This is a genomic window from Sphaerisporangium sp. NPDC051017, assembly GCF_040683095.1.
Classification (GTDB): Bacteria; Actinomycetota; Actinomycetes; order Streptosporangiales; family Streptosporangiaceae; genus Sphaerisporangium.
This window is the reverse complement of the sequence record NZ_JBFBCI010000002.1, coordinates 254,995-269,345: the sequence shown is the minus strand read 5'-3', so window position 1 is coordinate 269,345 and position 14,351 is coordinate 254,995. Positions and strand designations below refer to the sequence as shown.

Annotated in this window: 11 protein-coding genes; 8 read left to right on the top strand and 3 right to left on the bottom strand. The window is 74.3% G+C overall.

Going from position 1 to position 14,351, the window contains the following annotated elements:
• Window positions 1–38 precede the first annotated feature (38 nt).
• The 7 genes from AB0M95_RS03845 (at window position 39) to hutI (ending at window position 7,559) form a co-directional block, all read left to right on the top strand.
• Window positions 39–398, top strand: coding sequence for a hypothetical protein (locus tag AB0M95_RS03845; RefSeq protein ID WP_363758998.1), 360 nt, complete (start codon window positions 39–41; stop codon window positions 396–398).
• Window positions 316–756 carry an MFS transporter gene (locus AB0M95_RS03840; protein ID WP_363758995.1) on the top strand — a complete coding sequence of 147 codons (441 nt, stop codon included), beginning with the start codon at window positions 316–318 and terminating at the stop codon, window positions 754–756. The genes AB0M95_RS03845 and AB0M95_RS03840 overlap by 83 nt, the downstream gene beginning before the upstream one ends.
• Window positions 757–768: 12 nt before the next feature.
• Complete coding sequence (locus AB0M95_RS03835; protein WP_363758992.1) at window positions 769–1,713, top strand: MurR/RpiR family transcriptional regulator; 945 nt, start codon at window positions 769–771, stop codon at window positions 1,711–1,713.
• 317 nt (window positions 1,714–2,030) lie between these two features.
• Window positions 2,031–3,701 carry a urocanate hydratase gene (hutU, locus tag AB0M95_RS03830; protein ID WP_363758989.1) on the top strand — a complete coding sequence of 557 codons (1,671 nt, stop codon included), beginning with the start codon at window positions 2,031–2,033 and terminating at the stop codon, window positions 3,699–3,701.
• A gap of 74 nt (window positions 3,702–3,775) precedes the next feature.
• A complete protein-coding gene (locus AB0M95_RS03825) occupies window positions 3,776–4,972 on the top strand; it encodes an allantoate amidohydrolase (RefSeq protein WP_363759147.1) in 1,197 nt (398 codons plus the stop codon).
• A complete protein-coding gene (locus tag AB0M95_RS03820) occupies window positions 4,963–6,387 on the top strand; it encodes a formimidoylglutamate deiminase (protein WP_363758986.1) in 1,425 nt (474 codons plus the stop codon). The genes AB0M95_RS03825 and AB0M95_RS03820 overlap by 10 nt, the downstream gene beginning before the upstream one ends.
• Window positions 6,384–7,559 carry an imidazolonepropionase gene (gene hutI / locus AB0M95_RS03815; RefSeq protein WP_363758983.1) on the top strand — a complete coding sequence of 392 codons (1,176 nt, stop codon included), beginning with the start codon at window positions 6,384–6,386 and terminating at the stop codon, window positions 7,557–7,559. Before AB0M95_RS03820 ends, hutI begins: the two co-directional genes overlap by 4 nt.
• A 25-nt stretch (window positions 7,560–7,584) precedes the next feature.
• On the opposite strand, the gene AB0M95_RS03810 is transcribed toward hutI, so the two are convergent.
• Window positions 7,585–10,881, bottom strand: a complete 3,297-nt coding sequence (locus tag AB0M95_RS03810; protein ID WP_363758980.1) for a BTAD domain-containing putative transcriptional regulator — start codon at window positions 10,879–10,881, stop codon at window positions 7,585–7,587.
• A 373-nt stretch (window positions 10,882–11,254) separates the two neighbouring features.
• Between AB0M95_RS03810 and AB0M95_RS03805 the strand changes: the two genes are divergently transcribed.
• Entirely contained in the window at window positions 11,255–12,628 is a 1,374-nt protein-coding gene (locus AB0M95_RS03805; RefSeq protein WP_363758977.1) for an FAD-binding oxidoreductase, read from the top strand.
• A 64-nt stretch (window positions 12,629–12,692) separates the two neighbouring features.
• Here AB0M95_RS03805 and AB0M95_RS03800 read toward each other — a convergent pair whose 3' ends face one another.
• Together AB0M95_RS03800 and AB0M95_RS03795 are read right to left on the bottom strand one after the other, a co-directional pair.
• Window positions 12,693–13,397: a type 1 glutamine amidotransferase domain-containing protein gene (locus AB0M95_RS03800; protein WP_363758974.1), complete on the bottom strand. Its 705-nt coding sequence runs from the start codon at window positions 13,395–13,397 to the stop codon at window positions 12,693–12,695.
• Between the two features lie 258 nt (window positions 13,398–13,655).
• Window positions 13,656–14,225, bottom strand: a complete 570-nt coding sequence (locus AB0M95_RS03795; protein WP_363758972.1) for a dihydrofolate reductase family protein — start codon at window positions 14,223–14,225, stop codon at window positions 13,656–13,658.
• Window positions 14,226–14,351 lie beyond the last annotated feature (126 nt).

Here is a 14,351-nt window from a genome sequence, read left to right as displayed (position 1 = left end):
GGTAGCAGGATATGGACGACCGTACGAGAGGACCGCCTGTGCAGAACGATCAGGGACGCGTGTTCCGCGAAGCGTGGATCTCCGGGGTACGCAAGCACTACCCGGGCGAGCCGAAGGCGGGATATGTCGCGCCATGGGAGGAGACTCCCGAGTGGGAGCGTCAGGCTGCGGCGGCGGTGTACGGGCAGGTGCGGGAGTTCATCACGGTCAGCGGAGGTGCCGCGGCTCGGCTGACCCGGGCGCAGAAGGGCCGTTTCGTGGCGTTGTGCTGGATCGCGCAGATCTACCGGCATTTCCCGGACCCCAAGCCCTCCTATGTCGCCGACTGGGACGAGATGCCGGAGTGGCAGCGGGAGACCGACGCCGACATCTTCGAGCGGATCGAGCTGGAGGCGTAGTGACGGGGCGGCGCCCTCCGGCTCCTCGCGTCGTCGTGCCCGTGCGAAGGCGAGGGCGCACGTCCTCGCCTTCGGCGGGCTTCTCCTGTTCGGCGGCCGTATCTCGGACCTGTGGGGCCGCAAACGCGCCTTCACGGCCGACCTGATCGGCTTCGCCGCCGCCTCCGCGATCGGCGGGGCCTCGGCCAAGGTGGCCATGCTCCTCGGTGCCCGCGCGCTTCAGGGCGCGTTCGGCGCGCTGCTCGCGGTGATGTCCACCGACGCCAAGGAGCGCGCCAAGGCATTCGGCATCTACGGCGCCATCGCGGGCGCTGCCGTGCCAACTGGCATTGGTCTATGCAGTGGCCTCGCTGTATGAAACTATGCATTCATGGTGACGGGTGAATGCGCTCCGGGGCACGGCTCGGTCCGGGGGGCGGCTCGGGTGAGCGGGCCGGTCGAGCAGGGAGTCGCGGTCGCCTCGGAGGACGGGTCGCGGGTGGCGGGGCGGCTTAGGGAGATCTTCGAGGGGCATCGGCTGTCGCCGGCGCAGCGGCGGATCGCGCGGCATCTGCTGGAGCGGCCGGAGGACGCGGTGTTCCTCACCGGGAACGACCTCGCCGAGGCGGTCGGCATCAGCCAGCCGTCGGTGACGCGTTTCGCCGTCGCGCTCGGGTACGCCGGTTTCCCCGAGTTCCGCGACGACCTGCGGGCCGCGCTGCGGGACGGCAGGGGCCCGGACGCCGTGCCGGTCGTGTCGAACCCGGTCCAGGCCATGGTCGACTCCGAGATCCGCAACCTGGAACTGCTGCGCGACTCGCTGGCCGACACCCGCAGACTCACCCAGGTGGCGGCGGCCCTGGCGGCGTCGCGGCCGTTGCCCGTCGTCGGGTTGCGGGTGTCCGCGCCGCTGGCACGGCTGTTCGGCCAGTTGGCGGCCAAGGCGCACCCGGACGTGCGGGTGCTCGACGCGCCGGGGTCGACGCTGGAGGACGGGCTGACCCGGGCCAGGGACGCCGGAGCCGAGTGGACGCTCGCCTTCGGCCTGCCCCGCTACCCGCGCGAGCTGCGCGACGGGCTCGTCTGGGCGCGGCGGGCGGGGTTGCGGGTGGCGCTCGTCAGCGACCACGCGGTGGGCGCGCTGGCCGAGCACGCCGACGCCGTCCTGACGGCCCCGGTGAGTTCGCAGTTCGCCTTCGACTCGCAGGCGGCGCCGAGCGTGCTGTGCACGCTGCTCGTGCAGGCGATGGTCGACGCGCTGCCGACCCGGGAACAGGCGTCGATCGAGGAGTTCGAGAGCAGCGCCGCCGAACGCCGGCTGTTCCTCACCGAGTGAGCGGCTGGAGGTCCCCTCGGCGGGAGGTCCCGGGACGGGCCGGGGAACGACCGGATGGCCTTGACCGGGGAAACGACCTCGGGGATTGGCCGGAAACGGTGTTGACCAGGGAAGACGACCCGAGAACGACCGGACCGCCTTGACTGGGGAAAACGACCTCGGGGATTGGCCGGGAACGGTGTTGACCAGGGAAGACGACCGGAGAACGACGGAAGACGACGAGCGGGCGGCCCGCCGGGCGTGCCCGCCAGGTAACGACACGAGAGGACCGGTGGGCGGCCGACGGGCGTGCCCGCCGAGTGAGGAGGGGACGAGCGATGAGTGAGGACGCCGGGCGGGTCATCCGCGCGCCGCGGGGGACGGATTTGTCGTGCCGGGGGTGGCAGCAGGAGGCCGCGTTCCGGATGCTGCACAACAACCTCGACCCCGAGGTGGCCGAGCATCCGGACAAGCTGGTCGTGTACGGAGGAACCGGCAAGGCCGCGCGGGACTGGCCTTCCTTCGACGCCATTGCCCGCACGCTGCGCGGCCTGGAGCAGGACGAGACGCTGCTCGTGCAGTCGGGCCGTCCGGTCGGCGTGATGCGCACCCACGAGTGGGCGCCGCGCGTGCTGATCGCCAACTCCAACCTGGTGCCCGACTGGGCGAGCTGGGAGGAGTTCCGGCGCCTGGAGGCCGCCGGGCTCACGATGTACGGCCAGATGACCGCCGGGTCGTGGATCTACATCGGCACCCAGGGCATCCTGCAGGGCACCTACGAGACCTTCGCCGCCGTCGCGGCCAAGCGGTTCGGCGGCAGCCTGGCCGGGACGATCACCCTCACCGCCGGGCTCGGCGGCATGGGCGGTGCCCAGCCGCTGGCGGTGACCATGAACGACGGCGTCGTGATCTGCGTCGAGTGCGACCCCTCGCGCATCGCCCGCCGCATCGAGCACCGCTACCTCGACGTCGAGGCCGAGGACCTGGACGACGCCCTGCGCCTCGCCGTCGAGGCCCGGGACGCTCGCCGGCCCCTGTCGATCGGCCTGCTCGGCAACGCGGCCGACGTGCTGCCCCGGCTGCTCGCCATGGACGCCCCCATCGACGTGGTCACCGACCAGACCTCGGCGCACGACCCGCTGTCGTACCTGCCGTCCGGCATGGCGTTCGAGGACATGCGCGACGAGGCCGCCAAGGACCCGGCGGGCTTCACCGAGCGCGCCCGCGCGTCGATGGCCCGGCACGTCGAGGCCATGGTCGGCTTCCTGGACAAGGGCGCCGAGGTCTTCGACTACGGCAACTCGATCCGCGGCGAGGCCAAGCTGGCGGGTTACACGCGGGCGTTCGACTTCCCCGGGTTCGTGCCCGCCTACATCCGTCCGCTGTTCTGCGAGGGCCGGGGCCCGTTCCGCTGGGCCGCGCTGTCGGGCGACCCGCGCGACATCGCCGCGACCGACCGGGCGATCCTGGAGCTGTTCCCGGAGAACGAGTCCCTGGCCCGCTGGATCAAGCTGGCCGGCGAGCGCGTCGCCTTCCAGGGGTTGCCCGCGCGCATCTGCTGGCTCGGGTACGGCGAGCGGGACAAGGCGGGCCTGCGGTTCAACGAGATGGTCGCCTCCGGGGAGCTGAGCGCACCGCTCGCCATCGGCCGCGACCACCTCGACTGCGGGTCGGTCGCCTCGCCGTACCGCGAGACCGAGGGGATGCTGGACGGTTCCGACGCCATCGCCGACTGGCCGCTGCTGAACGCCATGGTCAACGTCGCCTCCGGCGCGTCCTGGGTGTCGATCCACCACGGCGGCGGGGTCGGCATCGGCCGTTCCATCCACGCCGGGCAGGTCGCCGTCGCCGACGGCACCGAGCTGGCGGCGCGGAAGCTGGAGCGCGTGCTGACCAACGACCCGGGCATGGGCGTCATCCGGCACGTCGACGCCGGGTACGACAGGGCGGCGGAGGTCGCCGGGGAGCGCGGCGTGCCGATCCCGATGGCATCTGGGGAAGCGCGATGATCCAACGCCCCGCGGCACCCGTCCCCGCGTACCTGGACGAGGCGGAGGGCCATGGTCAGGTGGCGTCCGTGCGGATGGCCTTCGAGCGGGAATGGGGCACGCTGGCCGGAATCGGCGGCGGGGGAGCCGGCGGCTACCACCGGTTCGCCTGGACTCCGGCCGACCTCGCCTTGCGTGCCTGGTTCCGCGAGCAGGCCGCCCGGCGTGACATGGCGTGTGAGCAGGACCGCAACGGCAACCTCTGGGCCTGGTGGGGAACCCCAGGCCCCGGCGCGGTCGTCACGGGCAGCCACTTGGACAGCGTCCCCGGCGGCGGGGCCTTCGACGGGCCGCTCGGCGTGGTCTCGGCCTTCCTCGCGATCGACGTTCTGCGCGAGCGCGGTGTAGAGCCCGCGCGGCCGATCGCGGTGGTGGACTTCGCCGACGAGGAGGGTGCCCGCTTCGGCGTGGCGTGCGTCGGCAGCCGCCTGCTTACCGGCGTGCTCACCCCGGACGACGCCCGCGCCCTGCGCGACGGCGACGGGGTGACCCTGGCCGAGGCGATGCGCGCCGCTGACGCCGACCCGGACGCACTCGGCCGCGACGAGCGGGCCCTGGAACGCATCGGTTCATTCGTGGAAATGCACGTCGAGCAGGGACGCGCCCTGGACGACCTCGGCGCGCGGGTCGGCGTGGCGAGTGCGATCTGGCCGCACGGCCGGTGGCGGTGCACCTTCCACGGGGTGGCCGACCACGCGGGGACGACCCGCCTCGCCGACCGGCACGACCCCATGCAGCCGTTCGCCTCGACCGTGCTCGCGGCCCGGGGGATGGCCGAGCGGTTCGGCGGGCTGGCCACGTTCGGCAAGGTGCGCGTCGAACCGGGCGCCACCAACGCGATCCCCTCGCGGGTCGACGCCTGGCTGGACTGCCGCGCCCCGGACGAGACCACCGTCACCCGGATGGTGAAGGAGATCGGCGCCGCCGCCCGCCGCGCGGCCGGCCTGCACGACGTCCGTGTTGAGGTCGTGACCGAGTCTTCGACGCCGCTCGTCGAGTTCGGCGACGCTCTGCGCGACCGGATCTCCGCCGCGCTCGGCGGCGTCCCCGCGCTCCCGACCGGCGCGGGCCACGACGCGGGCGTCCTGTCGGCCTCGGTCCCGGCCGCGATGTTGTTCGTCCGCAACCCGACCGGCGTCAGCCACAGCCCGGCCGAGCACGCCGAGACCGGCGACTGCGTGACGGGCGTCTTCGCCCTGGCCGCAGTCCTGGAAGACCTGGCATGCCGGTGACCGTCTACTACTGCGACCACGCCTGGCTGAACGACGGAACCCGAGGCATCTCCGGCCCCGGCGACACGCGCGAGATCGGCCGGGCCGTGGGGAGGGACGACGGCGTCGTCCGGGGCGTCGTCGTGGAGGCCGGACACGGCAGGATCACGGCTGTACGCCGGGGGGTCCCGGCGCCCCCGCCGGGAGCCGTCCGGCTGCGCGGCCTGACCGTCCCCGGCCTGGCCAACGCGCACAGCCACGCCTTCCACCGGGCCCTGCGCGCCCGCACCCAGCGTGAGCGCGGCACGTTCTGGACCTGGCGCCGCCAGATGTACGAGGTCGCGGCCCGCCTCACCCCCGACACCTACCACGCGCTGGCCACGGCGGCGTACGCGGAGATGGCGCTCGCCGGGGTGACCTGCGTGGGCGAGTTCCACTACGTCCACCACGACACCGGCGGGCGGCCGTACCAGGCGCGCAACGCGATGGGCGAGGCGCTGGTCGCCGCGGCCCGGGACGCCGGGATCAGGATCACGCTGCTCGACACCTGCTACCTGCGCGGCGGCTTCGACACACCCCTGGAGGGGCCGCAGACACGCTTCGGCGACGGCGACGCGGCGGCGTGGGCGGACCGGGCAGGCGCGCTCAAGGGCGGCGAGCACGCCCGGATCGGCGCCGCGATCCACTCGGTCCGTGCCGTCCCCGCCGAACAGCTCGCCGTCGTGAGCGGATGGGCGCGCGAACGCGGCGCGCCCCTGCACGTCCACCTGTCCGAGCAGGTCGCCGAGAACGAGGCGTGCCTGGCCGCGTACGGCCGCACCCCCGCGGGGCTGCTGGACGACCACGGCGCGCTCGGCCCGCGCACCACCGCCGTACACGCCACCCACCTCACCCCGGGCGATATCGCCCTGCTCGGGACCTCCCGGACCGGCGTCTGCATGTGCCCCACCACCGAACGCGACCTCGCCGACGGCATCGGCCCCGCTCGCGCGCTGGCCGGGGCCGGGTCCCCGCTCTCCCTCGGCAGCGACAGCCATGCCGTCGTCGACCTGCTGGAGGAGGCGCGCGCCGTCGAGCTGGACGAACGGCTCGCCACGCGTGAGCGCGGCCACTGGACGGCCGCCGAGCTGCTGCGCGGCGCCACCTCCGGCGGGCACGCGGCGCTCGGCTGGCCCGAGGCGGGACGCATCGAGCCCGGCGCCCCCGCCGACCTGGTCACGGTCGCGCTGGACTCGGTCCGCACGGCCGGGGCCCCCGAGGGCGCGCTGCTGGAGACGGCCGTCTTCGCCGCCACGGCCGCCGACGTCCGCGAGGTCGTCGCCGGAGGCCGCCACATCGTCACGGAGGGCCGCCACCTGCTGGTGCAGGACGTCCCCGCCGCCCTGGCCGCCGCAGTGTCGGCCGTGATCTCACCCACCAGCTCGGAGCGGGTATGACTTCGCTGCTCATCGACCACATCGGGTCCCTCGTCACCAACGACCCCGGCCTCGGCGCGGGGCCGCTCGGGGTGATCGAGGACGCGGCGGTCGTCGTCGAGGACGGCGTCGTCGCCTGGGCGGGCCCCCGCGCCGCGACGCCCGAGGGGGCGGCGGGGGAGCGGGTCGACGCCGGGGGCCGCGCGGTGATCCCCGGGTTCGTGGACAGCCACGCCCACCTGGTGTTCGCGGGCGACCGGGCGCGCGAGTTCGAGGCGCGCATGTCGGGCCGCGCGTACACCGCCGGGGGGATCCGCACCACCGTGGCGGCGACCCGCGCGGCGACCGACGAGGAGCTGCGGCGCAACGTGCGGCGGCTGGTGGCGGAGGCGCTGCGGTCGGGCACCACGACCGTCGAGTGCAAGTCCGGATACGGCCTCACGGTCGAGGACGAGGAGCGCGGCCTGCGCCTCGCCGCCGAGCACACCCCCGAGGTGACCTACCTCGGCGCGCACATCGTTCCGCCCGAGTACGCCGGCGACCCGGACGCGTACGTCGACCTCGTGCGCGGCCCCATGCTGGACGCCTGCGCGCCGCATGCGCGGTGGATCGACGTCTTCTGCGAGCGCGGCGCCTTCGACGGCGACCAGACCCGCGCGATCCTCGAAGCGGGCACGCGGCGCGGGCTGGTGCCGCGGGTGCACGCGGGCCAGCTCGGCCCCGGCCCCGGGGTCGCGGTCGCCGTCGAACTCGGCGCCGCGTCGGCCGACCACGTCACCCACCTGACCGATGCCGACGTGGACGCGCTCGCCTCCGGGAGCACCGTGGCCACGCTGCTGCCCGGCGCGGAGTTCTCGACCCGCGCGCCCTACCCCGACGCGCGGCGGCTGCTGGACGCCGGGGTCACGGTCGCGCTGGCCGCCGACTGCAACCCCGGGTCCAGTTACACCACGAACATCCCGTTCTGCGTCGCCCTCGCCGTGCGCGACATGAACATGACCCCCGCCGAGGCCGTGTGGGCGGCCACCATGGGCGGCGCCCGTGCCCTGCGCCGGACGGACGTCGGCCACCTCGCCCCCGGCGCCCGCGCCGACCTCGTCCTGCTGGACGCCCCCTCGTACATCCACCTCGCCTACCGCCCCGGCGTGCCCCTGGTCGCGCGCGTGTGGAAGGACGGCAGGCCGAACCCCTGACGGATGGCGATCGCGCCGATGCGGGTCAGACGCGGGCCGTGTCCGCGATCGACCGGGCCTCCTCGGGCGCGAGCCTGCCGCCGCGGGCGAACTCGGCGGCGAACCCGTCCTCGCCGAGGGTGTGCCGGGCCCGCGCCTCGATGCGGTCGACGTCGCCGCGCTCGGCGGGCGCGAGCGGCAGGGCGCTGGACGCGCGGGTCGCGGCGGCGGCCCCGAGCAGTTGCGCGGCGGGTCCGGCGCACTCCGACAGCGCGAGCGCGCCGGCCAGGCCCTCCAGGGCGCGCGCCTTCCCGCGTGGCGCGCCCAGCCGGTCGGCGATGGCGAACGCCTCCAGGTGCAGGGCCTTGGCCGCCGGGGCGTCGCCGCGCTGCTCGGCGACGAAGCCCAGCTCGGCGAGGTTCAGCGACAGGTGCGGCGCGGCCTCCTGCGCGGCGTCCCTGCGGGGGGTGGAGTCGAGGACGTCGCGCAGATGCCGCTCGGCGACGTCCAGCAGCCCGTCCTTGCGCGCGGCGAACGCGAGCCCCATCTCGGCGAACACCTGGATCGGCCGGAAGCTCTGCTCCCTGGCCAGGCGCACGGCCTCCTCGCAGTACTCACGCGCCCGCGCGTACTCGCCCTGCTGCAGGGCGATCCAGCCGAGCCACGCCAGCCGCCCGGAGACGTCCGGCCACAGCGCGAGCTCCTCGGCCATGCGCAGCCCGTCGGTGTGCAGCGCGCGGGCCCGCTCGTAGTCGCCGGTCATCTCGGCGAGCGCGCCGAGCCAGCCGTTCGCCTGCAGCTCGCCCCAGCGGTCGCCGAGCGTCTCGAACAGCTCGGCGCTGCGCTCACCGTCGCGCCGCAGCGCGTCCAGGTCGCCGCGCAGGTGCGCGAGCTTGGTCCGGGTCACCAGGGCCGCGGCGACGCCCCACTCGTCCCCGATGGCGCGGAAACCGTTCAGCGCGTGCTTCAGCAGCTCCTCGCTGGCGGCCAGGTCACCGGCGTCGAGTCCGGCGAAGGCCAGGAACCACTGCGACCGGGCGAGCCCGCACGCGTCCTCGACGCAGTCGTACGCGCGCAGCGCCGCCTCGCGCGGCTCGGCACGCCCCGCGTCGGCGCCGCCTGTGTCGCCCTGGAGCAGGGCGACGCCGGCGTGCCAGGCGGTGGCGCGGGCGCGCAGGGCGGCGGGCGCGTCGCCTTCCCCGTCCCCGTCCCCGTCCATGGGCAGGGCCAGGGCCAGGGCCGCGGCCAAGGACCGCCGCGCCTCGGCGAGCCGCCCGCGCAGGAACCAGTACCAGGCGAGCGCGTTCACCATGCGCAGCGCGCACTCGGCGTGCCGGTCGGCGAGGGCGGCGTCCAGCGCGGCGCGCAGGTTGGCGGTGGCGCCGTCGAGGCGGGCCAGCCACCGGCGCTGGTCCTTGCCGTACAGGTGGGGGGCGGCCTTCTCGGCCAGGTCGATGTAGTACTCGTGGTGGTGCCGCCGCACCTGCTCGAACTCGCCCGCCTCGTGCATGCGCTCCAGGCAGTAGGCCGCCACCGACTCCAGCAGGCGGTAGCGGGGGCCGTCCACGCCGTGCACGGCCACCACCAGCGACCGGTCGACCAGGCGGGCCAGCAGGTCCAGGACGGCCGCGGCCGGTAGGTCCTCTCCCGAGCAGACGGACTCGGCGGCCTCCAGGGTGCAGCCGTCGGCGTGGACCGCCAGGCGGCGCAGCGCGATCCGCTCGGGCGCGGTCAGCAGCTCCCAGCTCCAGTCGATCATCGCGGTCAGGGTCTGCTGGCGCGGCGGCGCGCCGCGGTGGCCGGTGGCCAGCAGCCGGAAGCGGTCGTCCAGCCGGGCGACCAGCCCGTGCACGCCGAGGGTGGGCACCTTGGTCGCGGCCAGCTCCAGCGCCAGCGGGATGCCGTCCAGGCGCCGGCACAGCACCGCGACGTCCGGGGCGGTGTCGTCGTCCAGGGTGAAGCCGCGGGCGGCGGCCGAGGCCCGCGTCACGAAGAGCCGGACGGCGCTGGACCGTTCGAGCTCGGCGGGGTCCTCGGCCGCCCCGCGACCGGGCACCCGCAGGGGAGGCACGTTCCAGACGACCTCGCCGGGCAGCGCGAGCGGCTCCTGGCTTGTGGCGAGGACGCGCAGGCCGGGGGTCGCCCGCAGCAGGGCTTCGGCCAGCTCGGCGACCTGGTCGACGACGTGCTCGCAGTTGTCCAGGACGAGCAGCGTCCTGCGCGTGCGCAGCGCGGCGATCAGCCGCTCCAGCGGGGTCATGGGCCGGCCGGGGGCGCCGCCGTCGCGGATGTCCAGCGCCGACATGACCGCGTCGATCAGCGAGCCGAGCACGTCGGGCGTACCGAGCCGGTCCAGGACGGCCAGCTCGACCAGCCACACGCCGTCGGCGTAGGAGTCGACCAGCCCCCCGGCGGTCTCCAGGGCCAGCCGCGTCTTGCCGACGCCGCCGGGGCCGGTCAGCGTGACGAGCCGCGACGTCTGGAGCTGCGCGCGGACGTCGTCCACCGCGTCCTCCCGGCCGATGAGGTCGGTGAGCGGGGCGGGCAGGTTGGTGACCGGGCGCGCGGTGGCGGTGTGGCGTTCCTGCGGCGGGTCCAGCGAGGGGTCCTGGTTGAGGATCGCGCGGTGCAGGGCGACGAGGTCCGCGCCCGGGTCCAGGCCCAGTTCGTCGGCGAGGCGGACGCGCAGTTCCTCGTAGCCGTCCAGTGCCTCGCTCTGCCGGCCGGCGCGGTACAGGGCCCGCATGTGCGCGGCGCGCAGCCGCTCGCGCAGCGGGTACCGCCGGAGGACCTCGGCGAGTTCGTCGGCGAGCAGCGTGTGCTCGCCGAGGGCGAGCCGCGCCTCGGCCTGGTCCTCGCAGGCGGTGAGCCGCTGCTCGTCGAGGCGGGCGACGGCGGGACGGGTGAAGGCGTCGTCGGCGAAGTCGGCGTAGGCGGGGCCGCGCCACAGGGCGAGCGCGTCCGCGAGCAGGGACGCCCGGACGCGGGGGTCGTCGGTGGCGCGGGCCTCGGCGACGAGGGCCTGGAAGCGGCGCGCGTCCACGGCCTCGGCGGGGACGTCCAGCAGGTAGCCGGCGGGCCGGGCGACCAGAAGGTCGCGCGCGCCCGGTTCGGCGTCGTCGAGCGCGCGGCGGAGTTGTGAGACCTTGGCGGACAACGCGCCCGCGGGGTTGCCGGGCGGCCTGTCGCCCCACAGGTCGTCGATGAGGCGGTCGGCGGGCACGGGCCGGGCGTCGTGCAGGAGGAGGTCGGCGAGCAGGGCGCGCACTTTCACGCCGGGGACGGTCACAGGATCGCCGGTGGCCGTCCACACAGCGAGCGGCCCCAGAACCCCAAAACGCATGGATGCCACGATATCGCCACACACCCTCAGGAATCACGACCCTTACGGGGGTCCAGGCAGGACCCCGTAAGCGAGTGAGCAACATGCCGTAAAACCTCTGCCCCAGAGTGAAACACAATAGGCCGGACTCACGCGCGAAGGAGCCGCAGATGGCACCGCACGACGTGAGCCCGCACGGCAGCGGACGCGGTCCGCGGCGTGCGGGCGCCCGGCGAGCCGGCCTCCCGTCCGGATCCCTCGCGCCGGCCCTGGAGCCGGGTGCAGAGAACGGCTCGCCTGCTCCGACTTCCCCCGAGAAGGCCGCCCACCTGGGCGCCGACCACCGACCGCCCGCCAGGACGATCTTCGATGGATATGACGGAAGGGTTTTGAGATGAGCCAGAACGTGCAGGAGCAGACGTACCGATATCCCGGGATCGACCCCGCCGCCGTCGCCGCCCGCCTTTCACGCCTCGGTTTCGAGGGCGCCGTTCACCGACCGGATGACCCCGGATACGACGAATACCGGGAACCCCTATATGACACGATCGACCCCTACCCGGTGGTCGTCGCCGAGGCTTCCGGGCCCGCGGACGTCCGCGCCGCCGTCCTCACCGCCCGCGAGGAGGAACTGCCGCTGGCGGTCCAGGTCTCCGGGCACGGCACCTGGGTCCCCTCCGACGGGGGCGTCCTGCTCAGGACCAACTCCCAGTCGGCCGTCATGGTCGACCCGGACCGGCGGATCGCCCGCGTCGGCCCCGGCGCGCTGTGGGGCGAGGTGATCGCGAAGGCCGGGCGGTCCGGCCTCGCGCCGCTCGCCGGCTCCTCGGCCACCGTGGGCGTCACGGGCTACACCCTCGGCGGCGGGCTCGGATGGCTGGGACGCAAGCACGGCTTCGCCGCCGACAGCGTCCTGCGCGCCGAGGTCGTCACCGCGGACGGCTCGCTCGTCACCGCGGGCCCGGACAGCCACCCCGCGCTGTTCTGGGCGCTGCGCGGGGGAGGCGCCAACTTCGGCGTCGTCACCGCGCTGGAGTTCCGGCTCTACCCGGTCCCCGAGGTCTACGCGGGGCAGTCGTACCACTCCATCGAACGCGGCGCCGAGACGCTCGACTTCTACCGGCGGTGGGCGGCCGAGGCCCCCGACGCGCTCAGCACCGCCATCGTCCTGCGGCGCGTTCCCGACACCGAGGACTTCCCCGCGGCGGTGCGCGGCCGGCGCGTGCTCGTCCTCAAGGCCACGTACGCCGGCGACCCGGAGGAGGGCGAGCGGCTGCTGCGCCCGCTGCGCGAGATCGCCGGGCCCGCCATCCTGGACGACATCCGCTCGACGACCTTCGCCGACGCGGTCATGGGCGGACAGGGCGCGCCGTTCCTGGACTTCTACCACGAGCTGCCCGACCCGGTCGTGGACGCGCTCGCCACCGCGATCCAGGACGACCCGGAGTCGCCGGTGACCAGCGTGGAGCTCCGGCACTGGGGCGGCGCCCTGGCCGCCCCCGGCCCGGACGCCGGGCCGATCGGCCCGCGCATGGCGCAGTTCGCCATCAGCGTCGACGCCGACGTGCCGGAAGTGACGGCGAAGCTCAGGCCGCACGGCACCGGCGCCACGTTCCTGAACTTCCTCGGCGACCCGGGACGGGTGCCCGCCGCCTACACGACCGCCGACTACCGGCGGCTCGCCGAGGTGAAGCGGGACTACGACCCCTCCAACCTGTTCCGCCTGAACCACAACATCCCCCCGGCGCTGCCGCCCCGCGCCGGCTGACCGGACGCACGCGAGGGGGACCGGGCCCGGCCCGGTCCCCTTTTCGTCGTGCCGTTCCGCCTTCCTAGGCCACCGGCACGCGCGCGTCCCCGCCCAGGTCCGAGGCGCGCTCCAGCTCCGCGATCACGAGCTCCGCGACCCGGGCCGCGGACGCCGGGTTCTGCCCGGTGACCAGGCGCCCGTCGGCCACGGCGTGCTCGGCGAAGTCAGGTCCCTTGGTGAAGCGCGCGCCGCGCTCCCTCAACCGGGTCTCCAGCGAGAACGGCACCACGGCGCTCAGGCCGACGGCGTCCTCTTCCTCGTTGGTGAACGCGCTGACCTCCTTGCCGTCCACGAGGTAGGTGCCGTCGCCCAGTCGCACGTTGACCAGACCGGCCGGGCCGTGGCACACGCCCGCGACCACGCCGCCGCTCTCGTAGACCGCCGCGGCGAGCCGGGCGAACTCCTCGGAGCCGGGAAAGTCCCACATGGTGCCGTGCCCGCCGACGAAGAGGACGGCCCGGTACTCGGCCGGGTCGAGCTCTCCGGCGGCGGGGGTGGAGGCGAGCCGGTCGGCCTGCTCGGTGAGGAACCGCGTGATCTCCTCGTCGCCGGGGTCCACGCCGTCGCGCGGGGGCTCGCCGCCCTTGACGGAGGCGAAGGACACCTCGTATCCGGCCTCGGTGAACACCCGGTAGGGGTGTGCGGCCTCGGGCACGTAGAACCCGGTCGTCCGGCCGGTGTCACCGAGCTCGCCATGGCTCGTCAGGGCAAGAAGGATCTTGGGCATGGCAGGTGCCTTTCGTGAGTCGTTCGGTCCGAGGCACCGCGCGAGGAATGCGCGGAGCGCGCTCAGGCCAGCAGGTCAGCCGGTACGGCCGCCAGCGTGGCCAGGGGAAACGGTCGGCCTCCGTCAGGTCCCCGGCGGTGTGACGGGTGCATGGCTCCCATAACGCGCATAGCGCCTCAGGGCCCGGAAGGGGGTCCGCGCATGCGGAAGGGGCGCGCACGATACCCGTGCGCGCCCCTTGGCGGTCGTTCAGTGGTGTCAGCCGGCGGTCGTCGCCGGGCGGTAGGACAGGACGGCGATGCCGGAGTCGAAGGTGGTGGCCTCGGCGAGCTCGAGCAGGGCCTTGCTGCCCTCGCGGACGATCTGCGTGCCGGGGGCGGTGATGCCGACCAGGACGGGGTGGACCCAGATCTCCAGTTCGTCGAGCAGGCCGTGTTCGAGCAGGGTGTGGGCGAGCTGTCCGACGCCGTAGATGAGGATGTTGTCGCCGGGCTTGTTCTTCAGCTCGGTGATCTGTTCGATCACGTTGTCGCGGATGACCGTGACCGGGCCCCACTCGGCTTTCTCGATGGTGGTGGAGACGACGTACTTGGGCAGGGTGTTCATCCGGTGAGCGAAGCCGTCTATGCCTTCTTGTTCGGCCATGGTGGGCCAGGCCTGGGCGAAGCCCTCGTAGGTGCCCTTTCCGAGTAGCAGGGTGTCACTGGCGAACAGGGTGGCGCGGGCGCGCTGGGCGGCCTGTTCGTTGAAGTAGGGCATGGACCATTCGGGGTTCTCGATGACGCCGTCCAGCGAGGCGTACACCACGGCGATGATCTTTCGGGACACGGAAACTCCAGGTGGTAGGTCGGGTGGTTGCCTTGGACCCGGAACCCGCCCACGCCCTCCGCGGCGCACCGGCGATCAGGGACGGTGCGCCCCGGAGGAGGCACACGGCCGGCAGGGGCGGGTCCG

Coding starts and splice junctions, on each gene's coding strand:
- AB0M95_RS03840 (WP_363758995.1), top strand. CDS start 316: ATGTCGCCGACTGGGACGAGATGCCGGAGTGGCAGCGGGAGACCGACG.
- AB0M95_RS03835 (WP_363758992.1), top strand. CDS start 769: ATGGTGACGGGTGAATGCGCTCCGGGGCACGGCTCGGTCCGGGGGGCG.
- hutU (WP_363758989.1), top strand. CDS start 2,031: ATGAGTGAGGACGCCGGGCGGGTCATCCGCGCGCCGCGGGGGACGGAT.
- AB0M95_RS03825 (WP_363759147.1), top strand. CDS start 3,776: ATGGCCTTCGAGCGGGAATGGGGCACGCTGGCCGGAATCGGCGGCGGG.
- AB0M95_RS03820 (WP_363758986.1), top strand. CDS start 4,963: ATGCCGGTGACCGTCTACTACTGCGACCACGCCTGGCTGAACGACGGA.
- hutI (WP_363758983.1), top strand. CDS start 6,384: ATGACTTCGCTGCTCATCGACCACATCGGGTCCCTCGTCACCAACGAC.
- AB0M95_RS03810 (WP_363758980.1), bottom strand. CDS start 10,881: ATGCGTTTTGGGGTTCTGGGGCCGCTCGCTGTGTGGACGGCCACCGGC.
- AB0M95_RS03805 (WP_363758977.1), top strand. CDS start 11,255: ATGAGCCAGAACGTGCAGGAGCAGACGTACCGATATCCCGGGATCGAC.
- AB0M95_RS03800 (WP_363758974.1), bottom strand. CDS start 13,397: ATGCCCAAGATCCTTCTTGCCCTGACGAGCCATGGCGAGCTCGGTGAC.